At 43.6% G+C, this 19792-nt stretch carries 18 protein-coding genes; 17 read left to right on the forward strand and 1 reads right to left on the reverse strand.

Annotated elements, in window-relative coordinates; translation table 11 throughout:
• Positions 1-520 precede the first annotated feature (520 nt).
• The 17 genes from malK to R7093_RS02995 all read left to right on the forward strand — a co-directional run bounded on the left by malK (position 521) and on the right by R7093_RS02995 (position 18643).
• Positions 521-1639, forward strand: coding sequence for a maltose/maltodextrin ABC transporter ATP-binding protein MalK (malK, locus tag R7093_RS02915; protein WP_005375271.1), 1119 nt, complete (start codon positions 521-523; stop codon positions 1637-1639).
• Positions 1640-2061: 422 nt separating this feature from the next.
• Positions 2062-3462, forward strand: coding sequence for an undecaprenyl-phosphate glucose phosphotransferase (locus tag R7093_RS02920; RefSeq protein WP_213907579.1), 1401 nt, complete (start codon positions 2062-2064; stop codon positions 3460-3462).
• A 10-nt stretch (positions 3463-3472) separates the two neighbouring features.
• Positions 3473-4678, forward strand: coding sequence for an outer membrane beta-barrel protein (locus R7093_RS02925; RefSeq protein WP_017635284.1), 1206 nt, complete (start codon positions 3473-3475; stop codon positions 4676-4678).
• Positions 4679-4690: 12 nt separating this feature from the next.
• The gene (locus R7093_RS02930; protein ID WP_005375265.1) at positions 4691-5224 is read left to right on the forward strand and encodes a polysaccharide biosynthesis/export family protein; all 534 of its coding nucleotides are present in this window, start codon (positions 4691-4693) and stop codon (positions 5222-5224) included.
• 15 nt (positions 5225-5239) lie between these two features.
• Entirely contained in the window at positions 5240-7420 is a 2181-nt protein-coding gene (locus R7093_RS02935) for a GumC family protein (RefSeq protein WP_171053541.1), read from the forward strand.
• On the forward strand, positions 7398-8207 hold the full coding sequence (locus R7093_RS02940) for a putative capsular polysaccharide synthesis family protein (RefSeq protein WP_053303826.1): 810 nt from the start codon (positions 7398-7400) through the stop codon (positions 8205-8207). Before R7093_RS02935 ends, R7093_RS02940 begins: the two co-directional genes overlap by 23 nt.
• Positions 8208-8209: 2 nt before the next feature.
• Entirely contained in the window at positions 8210-9262 is a 1053-nt protein-coding gene (locus R7093_RS02945; protein WP_258477457.1) for a glycosyltransferase, read from the forward strand.
• Complete coding sequence (locus tag R7093_RS02950) at positions 9228-10475, forward strand: O-antigen ligase family protein (protein WP_258477456.1); 1248 nt, start codon at positions 9228-9230, stop codon at positions 10473-10475. The genes R7093_RS02945 and R7093_RS02950 overlap by 35 nt, the downstream gene beginning before the upstream one ends.
• Positions 10476-10490: 15 nt before the next feature.
• Positions 10491-11324, forward strand: a complete 834-nt coding sequence (locus R7093_RS02955) for a putative capsular polysaccharide synthesis family protein (RefSeq protein ID WP_005375258.1) — start codon at positions 10491-10493, stop codon at positions 11322-11324.
• Positions 11321-12352, forward strand: coding sequence for a glycosyltransferase family 4 protein (locus tag R7093_RS02960; protein ID WP_258477454.1), 1032 nt, complete (start codon positions 11321-11323; stop codon positions 12350-12352). The genes R7093_RS02955 and R7093_RS02960 overlap by 4 nt, the downstream gene beginning before the upstream one ends.
• Before the next feature lie 8 nt (positions 12353-12360).
• On the forward strand, positions 12361-13668 hold the full coding sequence (locus R7093_RS02965) for an oligosaccharide flippase family protein (RefSeq protein ID WP_021707644.1): 1308 nt from the start codon (positions 12361-12363) through the stop codon (positions 13666-13668).
• 2 nt (positions 13669-13670) lie between these two features.
• The gene (locus R7093_RS02970; protein ID WP_053350073.1) at positions 13671-14066 is read left to right on the forward strand and encodes a VanZ family protein; all 396 of its coding nucleotides are present in this window, start codon (positions 13671-13673) and stop codon (positions 14064-14066) included.
• A gap of 67 nt (positions 14067-14133) precedes the next feature.
• Positions 14134-14454 (forward strand): N(4)-acetylcytidine aminohydrolase, encoded by a 321-nt coding sequence (yqfB, locus tag R7093_RS02975; RefSeq protein WP_005385855.1) that lies wholly within the window; start codon positions 14134-14136, stop codon positions 14452-14454.
• 50 nt (positions 14455-14504) lie between these two features.
• Complete coding sequence (locus R7093_RS02980) at positions 14505-15104, forward strand: TetR/AcrR family transcriptional regulator (RefSeq protein ID WP_005385858.1); 600 nt, start codon at positions 14505-14507, stop codon at positions 15102-15104.
• A 151-nt stretch (positions 15105-15255) separates the two neighbouring features.
• Positions 15256-16290: an NADP-dependent oxidoreductase gene (locus R7093_RS02985; RefSeq protein ID WP_005375239.1), complete on the forward strand. Its 1035-nt coding sequence runs from the start codon at positions 15256-15258 to the stop codon at positions 16288-16290.
• Between the two features lie 14 nt (positions 16291-16304).
• Positions 16305-16922, forward strand: coding sequence for a glutathione S-transferase family protein (locus R7093_RS02990; protein ID WP_005375238.1), 618 nt, complete (start codon positions 16305-16307; stop codon positions 16920-16922).
• Positions 16923-17203: 281 nt separating this feature from the next.
• Positions 17204-18643 carry a catalase gene (locus tag R7093_RS02995; protein WP_033906756.1) on the forward strand — a complete coding sequence of 480 codons (1440 nt, stop codon included), beginning with the start codon at positions 17204-17206 and terminating at the stop codon, positions 18641-18643.
• 195 nt (positions 18644-18838) lie between these two features.
• On the opposite strand, the gene R7093_RS03000 is transcribed toward R7093_RS02995, so the two are convergent.
• A complete protein-coding gene (locus R7093_RS03000; RefSeq protein WP_005375233.1) occupies positions 18839-19717 on the reverse strand; it encodes an NAD(P)-dependent oxidoreductase in 879 nt (292 codons plus the stop codon).
• Between the last annotated feature and the right edge of the window lie 75 nt (positions 19718-19792).

Genomic DNA, 19792 nt, shown 5'->3' on the forward strand with positions numbered 1-19792 from the left:
AGGGTAAGAGACTCAAATCACAAAATGGATAGTTCCTGTGATCGGTTTCAACTTTAGGTGGTGCAATAATGTGATTTCCGACCAACTGCTTTCTTCCTCCTCCTTTTTTACTCCTCCCTTTCTACTCCCCCTACAATTATTTCTATTAGGAGGATGTCGCACTACGCACAATCTTAGAAACTGCAGTCATCCAAGAGTGGATGGTAAGAACCCTTTCCCAGCAGTGCCTACGTATTAGGAAAAAGATTTGCTGGTTTTGCATTGCCAGACGAGTGGAATGTCATTATTAGTGTTGTTTGTGGTAATTATTTCACGGGGGAGACAATACGAATAATGTGGGGGAGAGAAACTCGTACTTGGCTATGATGGGTAGCACTTCTATTCAGGACATTTTATTGAAGTGCTACCCTACTTTTCTTACCAACCGCAAGAACTTACCGATTCCTACTGTTACTGCTCGCTAGATAATTCATATAATGATGAGCGGTGAATAATAAAAAATTGATCGAGGACGAGCTACATGGCGAGTGTCACGTTAAAAAATGTTTGTAAAGCGTATGGCGACGTACTGATTTCTAAGAACGTAGACCTAACAATCAACGAAGGTGAATTTGTTGTTTTTGTAGGTCCATCAGGTTGTGGTAAATCTACCCTTTTACGTTGTATTGCCGGTCTTGAAGACATTACTTCAGGTGATTTGTATATTGGTGACCAGCGCATGAATGACGTCGAACCATCCAAACGTGGTGTTGGTATGGTATTCCAGTCTTACGCTCTTTACCCGCACCTTAACTTATATGACAACATGTCATTTGGCTTGAAACTAGCAAAAGCAGACAAAGCAGAAATCGACAAGCGTGTTGAACAAGCAGCAGAAATCCTACAACTAGGCCACTTGCTTGAGCGCCAACCAAAAGCACTTTCTGGTGGACAGCGTCAACGTGTGGCGATTGGCCGAACATTGGTATCGCAGCCAAATGTATTCCTTCTAGACGAGCCACTATCAAACTTGGATGCGGCACTGCGTGTAAACATGCGTGCACAAATTACTAAGCTACAACGCCAACTTGGTTGTACCATGATCTACGTAACGCACGATCAGGTAGAAGCGATGACAATGGCAGATAAAATCGTTGTACTAGACGGCGGTTATGTATCGCAAGTTGGTAAGCCGCTTGAGCTTTACCATTACCCACAAAACCGCTTTGTAGCTGGCTTTATCGGTTCTCCGAAAATGAACTTCATGAGCGTATTCATTGATGAAGTAGAAGCAGAGCGCGTCAAAGTTCAACTATCTAACGGCGTATCTTTCTGGATTCCGGTGGATGGTACAACAGTTAACCGCGGCGACCGAATGTCTTTAGGCATTCGCCCTGAGCACCTATTATCCGCTTCTGAAGCTGATGCAAGTATTCACGGTGAAGTGATGATTGTTGAGAAGCTAGGTAACGAAACTCAAGTATACCTAAACCTAGAAGGTGCGGACGCCGACGTTATTTTCCGTCAGCCGGACACGCTTGCAGTCGACACTGGCGATAAAATCGAGATCGGTATTCCAGCTCATCGTTGTCACCTGTTCCACAGTGATGGTCGCGCATGCCGCCGCCTATACAAAGAAAACGGCGTAGAAGTCGAATAATTCATTCGTCCTTACTCAAAAAAATCCCTCTCAAGTGAGAGGGATTTTTTTATCTTAATAAATATCAGCAATTCGATACTAAATCATTAATCGTGAACGAATCAAATCACCCGTTTCTTCTACCCTCACATAAACCATTGTCTTTGTACTGATACTTCATTTTTAATACTTTTCCTCATTCCTCATAAGTAAGTACCAGCTTTTTCCTAACCCGCCAAACTTAGCCAAAGGGCTAAATATCATTCTTATTTCCACTTACCTCAACAAAGCAAATTTTTACACTTATCAACGAAATTACACGTGACAAAAAACTCAGCAGCATTCCACAGAATGCTCTGTGCACTAACTACTAATAACGTTCACGACACGGCAATTGGGGAAGACACCCAAGGGCGGTAGCGTGTCAGAAGGGAAACTGAGTCATGAAACAAAAAGGACTTATCCGCTCTCATGAGATGGAGTTCGCTTTTTTATATCGCATCTCAGATCTTGCTGTCATCGTCTCTTTTATGCTGCTTTTAGTGTTCAAAGACATGAATACTGCGATGGGGAAAGATTACGTCATATTGGCTTTCGTTGGAGGCATCTCTTTTCTATTTATGGCAGAAAGCGGCAATCTGTATCGCTCTTGGCGAACCAGTTCGTTTAAAGAGCAGATGTTTATTGTCTGTGTTTCTTGGGCGGTGACTTCTGCACTTATCTTTATTGTGCTGTATTTTTCTGAAGTCCATACCTTATTTGATAACACAATTTTAGTGCTGTGGTTTGCGATTACGCCCGCTCTGCTCTTAGCATGGCGAGTAACATTCCGTACCGGATTAGCCTATTTGAGAAAAAAAGGATTCAACACTCGCACTGCGATCATCATCGGCCAAACTCCTCACGGCATTACCCTAGCTAACGAAATTCAAAACCACACAGAACACGGCGTGCTTTTTGATGGCTTTTACGACGAACGATCTTCCGACAGATTGCCAAATTCTAATTATCCTATTAAAGGAGCTGTTGACCACGCCCTTGAGCGAGCTAAAAAAGGGGAAGTAGATTACGTCTATATCGCGATGCCAATGCACGCAAAAGAGCGCATTGCGTCACTTCTTAACCAATTCTCAGATACCACCGCAAATACGTATCTGATTCCCGACTTCTTCACTTATAACCTTTTACATTCTCGTTGGGCGCAGATCGGCCAAGTTCAAACACTAAGTGTCTTTGATACACCTTTTGCTGGAATTTCTTCTTGGGTAAAACGGTTTGAAGACATCTTGTTTTCGAGCATTATTTTGGTCTTAATCGCCCCTATTCTATTCGTCATTGCGATTGGCATTAAGGCAACGTCTAAAGGCCCTGTCATCTTTAAACAACATCGGTACGGTCTTGATGGACGCAAGATTGAAGTCTGGAAGTTCCGTTCAATGACAACCATGGATCAAGGTTCGAACGTGAAACAGGCGACAAAGAACGATCCTCGTATTACGCCTTTTGGCGGATTTCTACGTCGCACCTCTTTGGACGAACTACCTCAATTTATCAATGTACTGCAAGGGACCATGTCTATTGTCGGCCCACGCCCTCATGCCGTGGCACACAATGAAGAATACCGTCAGATCGTGGATCGCTACATGCTACGTCACAAAGTAAAACCAGGCATTACTGGCTGGGCACAGATTAATGGTTATCGCGGCGAAACCGACACCTTAGAAAAAATGGAAAAGAGAGTCGAGTTTGATTTGGATTACATCCACCATTGGTCGGTTTGGATGGACATCAAAATCATCTTTATGACCGTTTTCAAAGGCTTCACTGGTGCTAACGCTTACTAAGGTTGAGATTATGAAGAAACTGACAATGGCAATAGCATTGAGTCTGTTTTCTACTGACTTGCTCGCAGAACCGATGGCTTACCAAACCGAGTCTGGTATAGAGTTGATTCCCCTCGTAAAAACTTTCTACGAGGGAGATGACAACATCAATAAAGCGGAAAAATCCGGCAATGTAGAATCGGTCAATATTTGGGGTATAGAACCAAGCTTACTAGCACGTATAGAACGGAATCGCTATCGCGCAGATATTTTATATAAGTTAAAAGCGGGCTTTTCATCTGACGATCGCAACGACTTCGACGACCACACTTTTCAGTTTTCCAACTTTTTCGAATTTAATCATCGTCATCGTTTAGTGGTTGATTACCGTTTTCGCGCCCAGCATGAAGTTCGAGGAGAAGATATTACCGAAGGTAATGGTAGCGCAATCGACTCACCAATAGAGTTCAACCGTAACGATGTAAAAACCAATTATGTCTTTGGATCTAACGGTGCCAAAGGCAGACTCGAATTCGGTTTAGGCTATAGTGATAAAACCTATCAAAACTATCGTGACGGCTTGCCTGGGCGCCCAAACGCTAAAACTAAATACAACGATTTTCGAGCTCCCAATGCACATTTGGAGTTCTATTTAAGAGCGACGCCAAGAACCTATTGGTTAGTCGGAACAAACCAAATCGTAACCGAGTATCAGCACCGAAATTCTGCGCAGCCATCGAAAGATAACAACACCAGTTTCTATTACACCGGTGCCGAATGGGAAGTCACAGGAAAAACCAAAGGCATCGCTCGACTCGGTTATCAAATCAAAGATTTTGACAGCGCTCAACGAGAGACATTTAAAGGCTTTAGTTGGGATATCGGCTTTGAATGGTTGCCTCAAGAACAAACTCTAGTCAGCGTGAAAACCACTCAAGCGGCGGTTAACCCCGATCAAGATGGCGATTACAACCTACAAACTCGTTACCGACTGAACCTGAAGCACGATTGGAATAGTTACCTTGCAACTCGCTTAGGTGCTGTTTATCAACAAGATGATTACACGGGAATCTCCAGAAACGACGATCGGTACACTCTATCTTTTGGTATCGATTATCAGATCAAACGTTGGATACAGCTGCAAGCCGATTGGCAATACCAAGATAAAAACTCTAGCCGATCGGATTATAGCTTCGAACAAAATATTTGGACTTTAAGCGCACAGTTTTCTCTGTAAAAAGGATTATTAATGAAGGCATTCATCAAATTCATGAGTGTAGCGTTGTTGCTATTTAGCACTTTGGTCAACGCTGACTCAAACGAGGAAGATTACTTACTCGATACTGGCGATACCATTTCCGTGCAGGTCTATGGTGAAGAAGATCTTACGATTAAAAATATTCTAATAACGTCAGATGGCTACTTTGATTACCCCTACCTTGGCCGAATTAAAGCAATCAAAAAAACACCAAAACAACTCAAGTACGAAATAGAAACGGGCTTAAAAGGCGATTATCTCATCAATCCAAAAGTGATGGTCACCATCAATAACTTTCGTCTGTTTTACGTTAATGGAGAAGTCAGGAAACCTGGTGGATTTGAGTACCGTCCAGGGTTAACCATAGAGAAGGCCATCGCTCTAGCAGGTGGCTTGACCGACAGAGCCTCACGCAAAGGCATTAACCTCACCAAGCATAAAACAGGTCAAACGATGGAGGGGGTCAGTATGCACCGCAACGTTGAACCTGGTGACATTGTATTTATTGACCAGAGCTTCTTTTAAGTGACAGGGAATCAAATGAACGGGACTCATCCAAATAATCTCCAGATGAACAAAGTAGAACTGATTCGTTTTGGCCATCACTTCAAAGCGATTAAAAAGAATTGGCTAAGCATCGCAGCATTCACGCTTCTGTTCTCATTAACTTGTACTTGGTATATCTACTCCAAAGCATCGATATACCAAGCTACAGCTACGCTACTCATCCAAGAGGAGCAAAAAAGCGCCCTTTCAATCGAGGAAGTATATGGCGTCGACACGACAAAGAAAGAGTACTTTCAAACGCAAATCGCCATTTTAAAATCGAATCATATTGCAGATAAGGTCATTAGAGAGCTGAACCTCACCCAATTACCTGAATTCACAAGCTCAGGGGGGTTAAATAAAAAAATCGACCAAATAAAGTCGATTCCTTTTGTTCAAGACCTACTGAATGTGGCACCAAGCCCAAAAGAAACCGCGCAGTTTTCAGAGTCCTATTATCAGGCACTTCAAGCTTTCAGAAGTAAACTCGATATTGAGCCAGTACGTAACACCCAATTAGTCAGAATTCGCTTTCGTTCTACCGATCCTAAGCTTGCTACGACAATCGCCAACGCGGTCGGCCAAGCCTATATTGACGCAAATTTTGAAGCCAAATTGGTCGTTACACAAAATGCGGCTACTTGGTTGACAAATAACTCTCAAAAATTGGAGGAGCGATTACGTAACTCGGAGCAAGCGCTGCAAGAATTCTTGTTAAAAGAAGGGTTGATCGATATAAACGGTATTGATGAAATTTACGCAAATGAGCTAGAAGAACTCACTCGCAAGCTGAATATCGCTGTTAATAAGCGTATTGAAGCGCAGACGTTAATCCAACTGTTACGACGTAAATCTTCGCAAAGTTTAGACAGCTTGTTGTCAATTGATGAATTCGCTAATCAAGCGCAAATCCGCGATCTAAAATTGTCGGAAGCACAGGCAGCCAAAAATCTCTCTGAACTGGCACAGCGCTACGGACCTAAGCATGATCGAATGATTCAGGCGAAAGCACAGCTTGCTGAAATTCAATCAAGAACCCAGCAACTCATCCGTGACATTTCCTTCAGTAAGCAACAAGACCTTCTTGCTGCAAAAGCGCAAGAGGACATGCTTCGAGCAGAACTCGATAACAAAAAGTCAGACTTTCAATCGTTAGGGTCACAAAAAGCGCGTTACGAACAGTTAAAACGCGAGGTTGAATCCAATAAGGCACTCTATGAAGCGTTCTTAAATCGTGAGAAAGAGACCAACGCCACCAGCGACTACAAGAATGTCACTGCTCGCTTTACTGATAAAGCCATCATTCCTCTATTCCCGGTGGCACCACAACGAATCAAACTGGTACTAATTGCCACCTTTTTTGGCTTTGCCATTGCTTGCGCTCTAGTCATCATCTTAGAAACGATGCGAGAAGTTATCCGAAGCGCAGCCGATGTGCAGGAAAAACTTGGTGTTACGTGTTTAGGTGTGATTCCTATGGTCAAAAAACGCAATTTGCGTAAAAACGGCGTCAGTTATACCGCGTATTTAGATGATGAAGAAAAACTATTTAGTGAAGCTTGCCGCTCGGTCAGAACCTCGCTTCTGCTCAGATTAACCAACACGAAGCAAAAGATATTGCCCTTTACCTCTGCTATTCCAGAAGAAGGAAAAACATCGACCAGTATCAATATGGCGGTGTCGTTTTCAAAAATGGAAAAGGTGTTGATCATCGACTGCGATTTACGTCGACCTTCCATCGCAAAGCGATTCGGTATTGCTGAATCAAGCCCTGGCTTAACGCATATCCTGACTATGGATACGCCAATCAAAGATTGTGTTACACATATAAAAGAAGCCAACTTAGATGTATTACCGGCCGGCCTAATTCCGCCAAACCCACAGGAATTACTGGCTTCTGATCGCTTTAAAAAGTTGCTCGAACATTTTCAAAATAAGTATGACCGGATCATTATCGATACACCACCCCTACTGTCAGTGAGTGACGCACTTATTCTTGGTCAGTATGCCAATGGTCTGATCACCGTCATTCGCTCAGAATCAACAAAATCATCACTGGTTAACCTTGCGTTATCTAAACAAATACAACACTCAGTTCCATCTCTTGGCGTCTTAATCACACAAGCCAAGGCCAAGGAAGGAGAGACGCTTTATGTCCAGAAATACGCCTACTAACGTAAACCTATCTTGGTACCAAACGTTGAAAAGCCAAGAACAGCCGGTATTGATCTATCAAATGGGCAAAGTAGGTTCGAGTGCATTAGAGCATTCCATTCCTGACTCGATTCACTTGCACGACCTTATGACCGTCGATGCGCAAAAACAAATATCCCCCGTTAGAGCGCAATTGCATAAGCCTCAGATCAATGCGTTAAAGCGACGACTAAAGCGCATAACGATGAGCCGCATGTTAAAGCGTAAGAAAAAAGTTCGAATTATCTCGCTGGTGCGTGAACCGATCGGACGAAATGTCTCAATGTTCTTTCAAGCACTTCCTTTTTGGATGGCGGACAAATATCTAAAGGATGACAGCGCAATACGTACCGAACGACCGCAATTACTCCAAGAAGCATTTGATAAGCACATGAATCATCAATATGCGCTGCAGTGGTTTGACAACGAGATCAAACAACTAACAGGGATTGATGTGTTTAACGAGTCTTTTAATCACGAAGTAGGCTATCAAACATACCATAACAATAACTTCTCACTGTTGGTCATTCGAAGTGACAAGCTAACGAAGGCTAACTCCGCAGTTGAAGACTTTTTAGGTTACCCCGTGGATGTTGTTTATGAAAATCAATCAGACAACAAATGGTACTCGCCACTAATGAAAGAATTCAAAACGCAATTTCAACCTACACCCGAGTACGTTGAAGAAATGCTGAATTCTAAATTGACGAAGCACTTTTTCTCAAATACAGAAATCACCGACCTTAAACAGCAATATCTGACCAATTAATCATGAAAACCAAGATTCTACATATTATCAATGATCTTTCTCAGAACGGCGGTGCTCAGAAGTTCTTAGTCGACCTTGTTTTAGAACATAAGCCTGAATACGAAATCAAAATTTTGGTCTTGTGTGATGAAAATGATTACTTACCAATGCTATCCGCCCAAGGGGTAGAGTGTTTTAACTGGCGCACATTGTCATTGAGTGAGAAATTCTCTTTGCTGCGTTGGCCGGATGTCGTTCACGGGCACCTCTACCCTTCCATTTACCTAGCGCTATTGGCGGTAGGTAAAAAACGAATCCAGACTGAGCACTGTTCTTATAACCGTCGACGTGACTATCCGCTGTTTAAGTTCATGGAATACGTCTTATATTGGGGCCACGACTTGACGGTCAGTATTAGTGAAAAAGTACAAGATGAACTGGTGAAGTTCATGCCTCGCTACCAACACAAATATCACGTGGTGCACAATGGCGTTGATTTAAAAAGGTTTTCTATGACGCCAAGATTCGCCAGCCACCTAATCGACAAACCAGTTATCAAGATTGGAATGGTGGGCCGACTTCACCAACATAAAGATCATGAAACGCTTATCCAAGCACTTATCCATTTACCAAGACGATACGAACTCCACCTTGCGGGAGATGGAGAAAAAAAATCGTCACTGCAAGCATTGGCAACAAAAATCAACGTCGCGCAACGTGTTCACTTTCATGGCGTAGTTTCTGACATTCCTGCCTTTTTGAACGACATGGATATTTACGTGCAATCGTCGCACGTCGAAGGCTTTGGCTTGGCGGCGGTTGAGGCCATGGCAGCAGGCTTACCCGTATTATCATCGGACGTACCTGGTTTGGATGACGTCACCGGACGTGCCGAATATTTATTTCAGGTTGGTAACGCCACTGAACTGAGCCAAAAAGTGCTCCAGCTGTGTGAAAGTGTTAAGCGGTATGACGCTGCAAGTCAATACTCAGTCAATAGGGCCTCTCTCTACACCATCGATAAATTTCGTGAAGGTTACTATGGAATCTACCAGCAGCTTTGCGCCAACAAATAGTTCCGCGCCATCGAGCCATCGCGCCTCATTGCTTGCAGCATGCCTATTAGTATTGTTCTTTATTCCAATGAAGTTTCGTGCTGGAGGAATAGCGCTAGCCCCATCTGACATCGCAAGCCTTTTGTCTATTGGTTTTACTGCATTAGTGGTATTGGAAGGAAAAGCTGAAAAACTCATGCATCCCTGTATGGGGTTCCTCCTATTGTTCACTGGGTATGTGTTCATAAATGGTCTGCTAAATCGCGTCCCTTTAATGCCGCTAGTTATAGAAACTGTGCAATGGTTAGCGATTTTGTGCCTACTGAGCCTAATGTACGCCTATGGCGTGTTTGATGACGAACGGGTAATGGTTTATTTCACGTATCTGTTGTTTTTCATCTGTACGCTCGTTGCCTTATGGCACTTTGCTCAGGGCTATCAAAGCGGGTTTAAGTTACTCGGGGTAAGTAAATACGGGTTCGGTGTACTGTGCTCGCTACTGTACCTTTATCGAGATAAAATTCGCGCTTTCCACCTTTTGATGCTCGTAGCTTTAGTATTACTGGTGTTGTCACAAGAAAGAAAAGCGCTACTTGGTTTTTGTCTGCTTTTCTTCTTTGACCAACTGCTCGTAAAAAACTTAATGAGAAAATCGCTCAGCGAAACGTACACGTGGACAATTTTATTAGCCTTGAGCTTCATTGTGTTTACTGCCGTCACAACCACACTCTACGTTGGGTTTGAAACGCTAGCAGACACATTGGAAATAACCCAAGAAGACGTCTTATTTGCCAACCAAAGTGAAGCCCGCTGGGTATCGAATCTTCATAGAAAACTTTTACTTGCCAATGGGCTAGATATTTTACTTCAACACCCGGTGTTAGGTGTCGGCGCGAAAATGTTACCCAACTTTATGATCAGTTACTTTAACTATGATGAGCTGGCGATCTACACCCACAACTTTGTGTTAGATACCGCAATTGAATACGGATTGCTTGGTATCGGTCTGCTGTTTGGTGGTTATTTTCTTTTTATTCGCTTTTGCTTCCGCAGCCTTAATGAAAACAGAAAAAGCCTATTACTTGCGATATACGCCCTCATCATGGTGTTTTTCGTTGCGGTAAACACCACCATAATTTTAATACTCTTGTTACCCGTCATGATCAGCATGAGCAACGACTCACGGGCCATTGCTCATACTTTTCCGGTAAACCATCACCACGAATATGAATAATCAAGGATAGGATAGATGAAGTATTCAATCTCTCGACAATTTGAAAAGAACCGAGAACTCCAAGCTGATAATTTTGTTTTAGTTTACCAAATGGGCAAAGTTGGCTCCTCATCAATTGAGCACACGCTAGGGGAGAAAAATATCCCGAGCTATCACATCCACACCTTTGATGATCACGAAGAATTTCACATGTATCACAATAAAAAAGACGTGAGTAAATTCTTCGACTTCCGAAACCGCGCACTCTATCGCTTAGTGCTCAAGCAGCGAAAACGTATCTTACAAAAACGAGAACAGATTAAAATCGTTACGCTGGTCCGCGATCCAATCGCAACTGTCTTTTCTCGCTTCTTTCAAGATCTCCATTTGCAATTTATCGAAGGCAAAAAGAACGATGCAATTCACCGAGATATGGAAGTCACGTATCAGCACCTCGAGCATTGTTTTGATAACTATATCAATCTCAACTATTTTGCGGACTGGTTCGACAACGAGTTAAAGCGTAATTTCAATATCGATGTGATGCGCCAAGAGCTGGACAACACTCAACCTTTCTTCACATTCCAGAACGATCAGGCCAACGTCATGCTAATCAAATGCGAACAGCTCAGTTCTCTTGATAAAGAAATCGGTGAGTTTCTTGAGTTGCAAGACTTCGTGCTGAAAAACAGCAACGAAGCGAAAAACAAGTGGTACTCCAATATCCACCAACACTTTAAGAATCACTACGACTTCTCAAAACTGTTCTATATGTACGATCTTCCCTTGTATCGCCACGTTTATTCAGAGCAAGAGCGTGATGCTTTTAAACACAAATGGATGCAAACACCAGGGACAAAATCATCATGAAGAAAGTGCTCCATGTTACAGAAGCATTTGGAGGTGGCGTTCAAACTGCTCTCTATAGTTATGTTCACTCATCCAGAGACGAGCCTTATCAGCATTTCTTGCTAGCCAGAGCCCGAGAAAACGACTTGACCAATGAGAACAACCACCACATTTTCGTACAGACAAAGTGGGTAGAAGGCGGCTTGCTTCAATTTATTCGCGATGCAAACCACATGATTGCATCACTTGGTCCCGACGTCGTGCATTTGCACTCGAGTAAAGCAGGATTTCTCGGCCGATTTCTAAAGCTTGGCAAGGCACGCTTGGTTTACACACCGCACTGTTATGCCTTCGAACGTGAAGATATCTCAGAGCTTGCACGCCAGATCTATAAAGCACTAGAGAAAGTAAAACTGAGCAAAATTGATGTGGTTGCAGGCTGTAGCCAACGAGAGTGTGACCTAGCCATTAGCATTGGTGCGAAACGTGCCGAACTGCTCAACAACTACGTGTCTTATCAAAGTGAAGATCGTATAGAGCGAAACAAGCAAGAAGCGCTGAAGCTCGTTGTACTTGGTCGTGTCGCGCCCCAAAAAGATCCTCAGTTTCTTATCAGCACATTGCAGTTCCTTAATCGGTATGCGCTTAACCGCCCGATAGAGATCACATGGATAGGTGGCGGTGACCAAGTACTCGAACAGAAATTACGTACTGAAAATGTGGATGTAACGGGTATGCTGCCTCGCGATGAGGTAGTTGAAAAGCTCAAGGGTTCAGACCTTTATCTACACACTGCAGCATGGGAAGGGATGCCGTTAACCATTCTAGAAGCATCCAAGTTACATCTTCCTATGGTTATTCGGACCATCGGCGCAACCAAAGATCTCAACTACCCGTTTTTAGCGCTCACACCTGAAGAAATGGCCAAGCAGATCGCGCATTGTGTCAATTATTATGAAGAGATCGATTTTCGCCAATATACAGCAGAATTAAACGATGCCTTCAGTGAAGAAAAACAGCGCCTAGCACTCAATAAACTATACGGTTAAATGCTCCTATGTTTCACACTGTTCAACAAAAATTACTGTTGATGCCCAGCGGTAAAAAAAGCTTGTTATCTACCGGATTAAAAACCGCAATCACGCGTGTGTTGAGTGCGCTATTTGCTTTTTTACTGACTCTGATTGTATCGAAGACCAGTGACGCTTCGACGGCCGGTCAATTTTTCTTTTTATTCAACCTAGTCTCGCTACTCGCTATCGTTTCTCAGCTAGGTTTTGATGTCTCGTTAGTTCGTTACAATGCGATCGCTTTTAATAACAAAGAGAAGCTTGAACAAAGCCAAAACTATAAAACCGCACTTTATCGAAGTATGGCATTTTGCTTGCTCGCCATAGGCGTTTTGTTGGCAGGGTTTAATCTGTTTCCAGAACAGCTAAACCAGACTCAATCACCAATGTATGCGATTACTTTATGCTTGCTTTGCATACCTTTCTTGGTGCTTGCGCAAACCAACAGTCGGGTGCTTCAAGCATGTAGAAAAGTTGTATCATCTCTGTTTGCGTTGCAGCTTGGGGTAAGTATGTTGATGGTCATTTTTGTCTTTGCCCTAGACTATATCGGTCAGCAAAATATCAACAATCTAATGACCGCACTGCTTTTAGCGAGCATAGGTGTCGCGGTCATATCTAGTGCCAATTGGCTTGGCTCAGATCAATATCAAACATCGGCTTTCGTACCAAACAAAAAAATGGTCTCTTCTGCCAAGCAAGTCTGGGTTGGCAGTATCTTCACGAATGTTCTTCAATGGGGAAGCCTTGTTATTACGGGCTTTTTTATCTCAACAGCGGAACTCGGTTTGTTAGCCGCAGCCCAACGTACATCACTACTGATTGGCTTCGTGCTGATTACCATTAACTTTGTGGTCGCCCCGATGTTTGCCTCTCTCTACAAAGAGCGTCAAATGCGCAAACTGCAGAACCTGAGCCGCTTGGCGTGCCGAGCTAATGTTGGTTTAGCGATTGTACCCGTAATTATTTGCACCCTCTTCCCCGAGTTTGTAATGCAGTTTTTTGGTGAGGAGTTTCTCGCCGCGGCGCCACTATTAGTCGTCCTTTCTCTGGGGCAGTTAGTCAATGTTGCGACTGGTTCAGTAGGTTTTTTATTATTAATGAGTGGTCATGAGAGAACCATGAAATACATTACAATTTCCTCCGGTACGGTGTCCATCTGCCTACTTGTTACGCTTTGCCAAATGTTTGGGGTGATTGGTGCAGCGTGGGCAATGGCAATTGGCATGGCTATCCAGAATTTAGCTGCACTGTACTTTGTAAAACGTTACTTAGGCTTCTTTCCAATAGGTTAATTATGGCTTTAATACTGGCACGCACGAGTTTTGTTTTAGTCCTGATGCTAACCGCTTCACTCTCTTTATGGAAAAGCTCTGACCTACACCATACTGCTTACCTGCAAATGGAAACCTACTTAGGCGGATCAAGTACGCTTCACTTTACTTTCAGTTTATTGATCGGCTTTTTATCGGTCTTCACGTTCCCTTCTCTGGTGAGCTCGAATAAAACCGACGTTTTTGGGATTCGTCTTTTGCTACTGCTGTTGGCTATCGTTTCAATGGAAGAAATAAGCCAACTTTTTATTCCAAATCGATCATTTAGTTTTGATGATCTCAGCACCAACTGGATAGGCGTTATCTCAGGTTACTTTAGTGCCAAGTTAATTCGCTTCATCCGCACTCGATCGTTCTAGTAATACAGGAATCTCTGGGGGATTTGGGTATATAATTACGCCAAACAACCAGACTAACGAGTACATCATGCCATCTCATCCAACCAAGATTACTTTTTTTGAATTCTTAACCCCGTTGATCACGTCAGGCAAAAAGACGATAACGATTCGAGATGAATCAGAAAGCCATTACGTTCCCAATACAGAAGTCGAAGTTTTTACCTTAGAAACGGATCGTAAAGTCTGCGATATCAAGATACGTTCTGTAGAACCACTTCACTTTGAAGATATTAATGAGTTTCATGCAGAACAAGAAGCCATCGAACTACCAAAACTCAAGCAGTTAATTCGAGAAATCTACCCAAATACCGACACGCTCTTTGTTATTGAGTATGAGCTGATTAAATAACCCACAACAAATACTAGACGACTGGTCTAATTCATCCTATAGTACACTTCATGAACGCAAAGACGAATGACACACGCCAACATATTCTCGACGTCGGATACGAGTTGATCGTAAACCGAGGGTTCACGAGTGTTGGTCTTTCAGAGCTATTAAAAAAGGCCGCAGTGCCAAAAGGTTCGTTTTATCATTACTTCAAATCCAAAGAACAATTTGGTGAAGCGATGATTCAAGACTACTTTACTAAGTATTTTGAGCGTTTAAACGCACGCTTTACCAATACTGAACTGAGTGGCTACCAACGCCTAATGAGCTATTTCGAAGAAATGGTCAAAGTAGAAGACGACGTGTGTAATGCGAACAAATGTTTATTGGTTAAGTTAAGTGCAGAAGTCTCCGATCTCTCTGAGTCAATGCGCTTGGCATTACGCCAAGGAGCAGACAAAACCATTCAAGCGATAGCGGATTGCATTGACATCGGCATTCAAGATGGCTCAATCCCCAATGGTGACAGTGCGTTATTAGCAAGGCAGATATACTACCTTTGGAATGGCGCTAGCTTGCTGAACAAACTTTATCAAGATCAGGCAGCATTGACGCAAAGTCTGACCTATACTCAACACTTACTGCAGAATACGCGCACTTGCCCATAACGGGCGGCGTGGAAGCAGAATGAACACCCTACACACGTTTCACTGTCAGAAAAAGCGTCAGTGTTAACACAGTAAACCTTCCCGCTTTAAATAAGCGGGATATTTTGAAATAAATACTAGACGACCGGTCTAATCAACAAGTGAGATAGATATGACTAACGCAACAAATCGCAGAATCGTACTCGCGTCACGTCCCCATGGTGCACCGACACAAGAAAACTTTCGTTTAGAAGAGGTAACGAAACCGACTCCGAAAGAGGGTGAAATGCTATTGAGAACGGTTTATTTATCTCTAGATCCATACATGCGTGGTCGCATGAGTGATGCCGAATCATACGCTGACCCTGTTGCAATTGATGACGTAATGGTCGGTGGTACAGTTTGTCAGGTAGAAACATCAAACCACCCAGATTACGAAGCGGGTGAATGGGTTCTTGCCTACACTGTTGGCTGGCAAGACTACGCTATCTCAACTGGTGAGATGGTCATTAAACTTGGTAAAGAACCGCAAAACCCTTCTTACGCGTTAGGCGTTGCAGGTATGCCAGGATTTACCGCGTACATGGGTTTACTCGACATTGGTCAGCCAAAACCAGGGGAAACCATCGTGGTAGCAGCTGCTACGGGGCCTGTAGGCGCAACAGTTGGTCAAATTGGTAAAATCAAAGGTTGCCGAGTTGTTGGTATAGCAGGCGGAGAAGAAAAATGCCGTTACGCTAAAGAGGTGCTTGGTTTCGATGAGTGTATTGATCACAAAGCTGAAGACTTTGCAGAACAACTGAAAAATGCCTGTGACAAAGGTATCGATGTTTACTTCGAAAACGTAGGTGGCAAAGTATTCGAGGCTGTAATGCCACTTCTGAATACAAATGCGCGTATCCCACTTTGTGGTTTGATTTCTCAGTACAACGCGACAGAGCTGCCTGAAGGTACCGACCATCTTCCATTACTAATGGGTAAGCTCCTGACCAAACGAATCAAGGTGCAAGGCTTCATCATTTTTGATGATTACGGACATCGCTACGGTGAATTTGCGCAAGATATTAATCAATGGTTGGCAGAAGGAAAGATCCAATACCGCGAACATCTAGTACAAGGACTGGATAATGCGCCAGAAGCATTCATCGGTCTGTTGGAAGGTAAGAATTTCGGCAAGCTTGTAGTACAGATTAACGACCCATTGTAAAAAGGGATATGTAAATGATTAAACTTCACCACCTCAATCAGTCTCGTTCAAAGCGCATCATTTGGTTACTTGAAGAGCTAGATGTAAATTACGAGATTGTACCCTATGTCCGTGATTCCGTGACCTTCATGGCACCGCCAGAACTAAAAAGTGTTCACCCATTAGGAAAGTCACCTGTTCTTGAAGATAACGGCGAGATTATCATTGAGTCAGGTGCAATGACCGAATATTTGATTGAGAAATACAGTGACGGAGCCTTTGCTCCTGAGCGCGGTACAAAAGCACACACAGAATATTTGCAATGGATGCACTTTGCAGAAAGCTCCGCAATTTTACCTATGCTGCTAAAAATCTTCGTAAGCAAAGAGCCAAATGAAACTCAGTTTTTATCAGGCTATGCCGACAAGGAAGCAATGAATGTACTAGGCTACTTCGAGCAATCCTTAGAAGGCAAAACTTACCTAGTAGAAGAGCGTCTGACTGGCGCTGACATCATGATGTCTTTCATTGTCGAATTGGTTCAAAAGTTTGGTTTAGTTAATCACTTCCCTAATATTGAACGTTATGGGAAACAGCTCGCGACACACCCAGCATTTGCAAAAGCTGAACAACTTGAAGTGAAGTACTCTTAATTACTTCGCCCCTTTGATGACACGTAAAACTTCATTTAAGGGGCGATATTACTAGCATCGCAGACACGCTAACTGGATAGCGCTCCCCCCAGTCAATCGCATTCGAGAACGTCGATTGTTATGTCAATCAAGCTAATGTAGTAAATTTCTGATTCTAATATAGTTTCGACCATAGTCACCATCTATTGAATTGATAAGCAATATCAGTTTTCTCCCCCAGCTTTTCCGTAATAACCTCCTCTACAGTTTCTAAGGTATTGAGCCCTGGAGGGGGAAGAAAAATGACAAACAAGAAATTGACTACAGCAGCAGGTTGCCCTGTCGCACATAACCAAAACGTTATGACTGCAGGTCCTCGTGGCCCTCAACTATTACAAGACGTTTGGTTCCTTGAAAAATTGGCACACTTTGACCGCGAAGTGATCCCTGAGCGTCGTATGCACGCAAAAGGTTCTGGTGCTTACGGTACGTTCACAGTAACGCACGACATCACAAAATACACTCGCGCTAAGATCTTCTCTGACATCGGCAAAAAAACAGAACTATTCGCTCGCTTCACTACCGTAGCTGGTGAGCGCGGTGCAGCAGACGCAGAACGTGACATCCGTGGTTTCGCACTAAAATTCTACACTGAAGAAGGTAACTGGGACTTGGTTGGTAACAACACACCAGTATTCTTCCTACGTGACCCACTAAAATTCCCAGACCTAAACCACGCAGTAAAACGCGACCCTCGCACTAACATGCGTAGCTCTACCAACAACTGGGATTTCTGGACATCACTACCAGAAGCATTCCACCAAGTGACTATCGTAATGAGTGACCGTGGTATCCCCGCTTCTTACCGTCATATGCATGGTTTTGGTAGCCACACATTCAGCTTCATCAACGCAGAAAACGAGCGTTACTGGGTGAAATTCCACTTCAAAACTCAGCAAGGCATCAAGAACCTGACTGACCAAGAAGCAGAAGCAATCGTAGGTAAAGACCGCGAAAGCCATCACCGTGACCTTTACGAAGCGATTGAACGTCAAGACTTCCCTAAATGGAAGATGTACGTACAGATCATGCCTGAGCTAGAAGCGGATGAAGTCAACTTCAACCCATTCGACCTAACACGTGTATGGTCTCAAAAAGACTACCCACTGATCCCTGTTGGTGAGTTCGAACTGAACCGTAACCCAGAAAACTTCTACGCAGAAGTTGAGCAATCAGCGTTCAACCCAGCAGCAGTCGTACCTGGTATCGGCTTCTCTCCAGATAAGATGCTACAAGGTCGTCTGTTCGCTTACGGCGATGCTCAGCGTTACCGTCTAGGTGTGAACCATCATCAAATCCCAGTGAACGCACCTCGTTGCCCTGTTCACAGCTACCACCGCGATGGCGCAATGCGCGTTGATGGCAACTTTGGTTCAACACTAGGTTACGAACCAAACTACAAACAAGAATGGGCAGAGCAACCAGATTACTCTGAGCCACCTCTACGCATCAACGGCAACGCTGATCACTACGATCATCGTGTAGACGAAGACTACTTCAGCCAAGCGGGTGACCTATTCCGTCTGATGAGCGAAGAGCAACGTCAAACTCTGCTCGATAACACAGCTCGCGCAATGGACGGTGTACCAGAGTTCATCCAACAGCGCCACGTTCAACACGCATACCAAGCGGACGAAGCGTACGGCAAAGGTCTTGAAATTGCACTAGGCTTAAACAAGTAAGCGAACGCTGTAATCATTACACTGTGTGATTTAAAGACGAAAAAAAGGAGGTGCTCTACAGCACCTCCTGATTTCAAATCACTAATCCTTAATCACAAGTCATAAACCATGCTCAAGGAGGTTCATTATGATTAACTTAGATTTCTTTAAGCTCTTTAATACCAAAGAACTGTTTATCTATTACTGATTCATCAACTACTGATTTTTAGCGACCGCTTTGATCAGTACTGATGTATCCATGCGACCTAAACCATCACGTTGAAGGTCTGCGTATTGCTCATCCACTTTCTTAGTCAGTGGAAGTTCTAGACCCACTCGCTCAGCTTCTTGCAGACAGAAACCTAAGTCTTTGCGCATCCAATCAATAGCGAAGCCAAAATCGAACTTGTCTTCAGCCATTGTATTTGCGCGGTTTTCCATCTGCCAAGAACCTGCAGCGCCATGCTTAAGCGTTTCTACAACTTGAGCGATGTCCAAGCCTGATTTTTGTGCCAGCAACAAAGCTTCACTCAGACCTTGTAAAACGCCTCCAATACAGATTTGGTTTACCATCTTACAGCGTTGACCCTGACCGTTTTCACCCAGTAGCGTCATCTGCTTCGCGTACACATCCATCGCCGGAGACACACGGTCAAAAATGCTTTGTTCACCACCACACATGATGGTTAGAACACCATTTTCTGCGCCCGCTTGACCACCAGAAACTGGCGCATCAATGAAGTGATTACCATACTTAGCACACGCTTCAGCCAGCTCAACCGCTAGGTCTGCAGAAGTCGTCGTGTGATCGACTAACACTGCATCTGCTTTCAAACCGACCAGAATGCCTTCTTCACCGTAAACAACGCTACGAACGTCATCATCATTACCCACACAGGTAAAAACGATGTCACAGCCTTCTGCCGCTTCACGTGGTGTTTCACAAGCTACGCCTTGGTATTCTTCAGCCCATTTGTCGGCTTTCGCTTTTGTGCGGTTGTATACTTTGGTTTCAAAGCCCGCTTTACTTAGGTAACCAGCCATTGGGTATCCCATCACACCCAGACCAATAAATGCTACTCGTTGTTTTTCCATTGCACGCTTCCCTTAGTTCACCTGACTGAAATGTTTCGTAACATGCTACTAAAGAATTGAAATCATTACTCGTGA

The sequence above is a fragment of the Vibrio sp. 1580 genome (assembly GCF_033340055.1).

Bases quoted from the DNA above. Each gene is read 5' to 3' on its own strand.
- R7093_RS02995 (WP_033906756.1), top strand. From the start codon at position 17,204: ATGACAAACAAGAAATTGACTACAGCAGCAGGTTGCCCTGTCGCACAT.
- R7093_RS02945 (WP_258477457.1), top strand. From the start codon at position 8,210: ATGAAAACCAAGATTCTACATATTATCAATGATCTTTCTCAGAACGGC.
- R7093_RS02925 (WP_017635284.1), top strand. From the start codon at position 3,473: ATGAAGAAACTGACAATGGCAATAGCATTGAGTCTGTTTTCTACTGAC.
- R7093_RS02955 (WP_005375258.1), top strand. From the start codon at position 10,491: ATGAAGTATTCAATCTCTCGACAATTTGAAAAGAACCGAGAACTCCAA.
- R7093_RS02965 (WP_021707644.1), top strand. From the start codon at position 12,361: ATGTTTCACACTGTTCAACAAAAATTACTGTTGATGCCCAGCGGTAAA.
- malK (WP_005375271.1), top strand. From the start codon at position 521: ATGGCGAGTGTCACGTTAAAAAATGTTTGTAAAGCGTATGGCGACGTA.
- R7093_RS02950 (WP_258477456.1), top strand. From the start codon at position 9,228: ATGGAATCTACCAGCAGCTTTGCGCCAACAAATAGTTCCGCGCCATCG.
- R7093_RS03000 (WP_005375233.1), bottom strand. From the start codon at position 19,717: ATGGAAAAACAACGAGTAGCATTTATTGGTCTGGGTGTGATGGGATAC.
- yqfB (WP_005385855.1), top strand. From the start codon at position 14,134: ATGCCATCTCATCCAACCAAGATTACTTTTTTTGAATTCTTAACCCCG.
- R7093_RS02990 (WP_005375238.1), top strand. From the start codon at position 16,305: ATGATTAAACTTCACCACCTCAATCAGTCTCGTTCAAAGCGCATCATT.
- R7093_RS02970 (WP_053350073.1), top strand. From the start codon at position 13,671: ATGGCTTTAATACTGGCACGCACGAGTTTTGTTTTAGTCCTGATGCTA.
- R7093_RS02985 (WP_005375239.1), top strand. From the start codon at position 15,256: ATGACTAACGCAACAAATCGCAGAATCGTACTCGCGTCACGTCCCCAT.
- R7093_RS02960 (WP_258477454.1), top strand. From the start codon at position 11,321: ATGAAGAAAGTGCTCCATGTTACAGAAGCATTTGGAGGTGGCGTTCAA.
- R7093_RS02980 (WP_005385858.1), top strand. From the start codon at position 14,505: ATGAACGCAAAGACGAATGACACACGCCAACATATTCTCGACGTCGGA.
- R7093_RS02930 (WP_005375265.1), top strand. From the start codon at position 4,691: ATGAAGGCATTCATCAAATTCATGAGTGTAGCGTTGTTGCTATTTAGC.
- R7093_RS02940 (WP_053303826.1), top strand. From the start codon at position 7,398: ATGTCCAGAAATACGCCTACTAACGTAAACCTATCTTGGTACCAAACG.
- R7093_RS02920 (WP_213907579.1), top strand. From the start codon at position 2,062: ATGAAACAAAAAGGACTTATCCGCTCTCATGAGATGGAGTTCGCTTTT.
- R7093_RS02935 (WP_171053541.1), top strand. From the start codon at position 5,240: ATGAACGGGACTCATCCAAATAATCTCCAGATGAACAAAGTAGAACTG.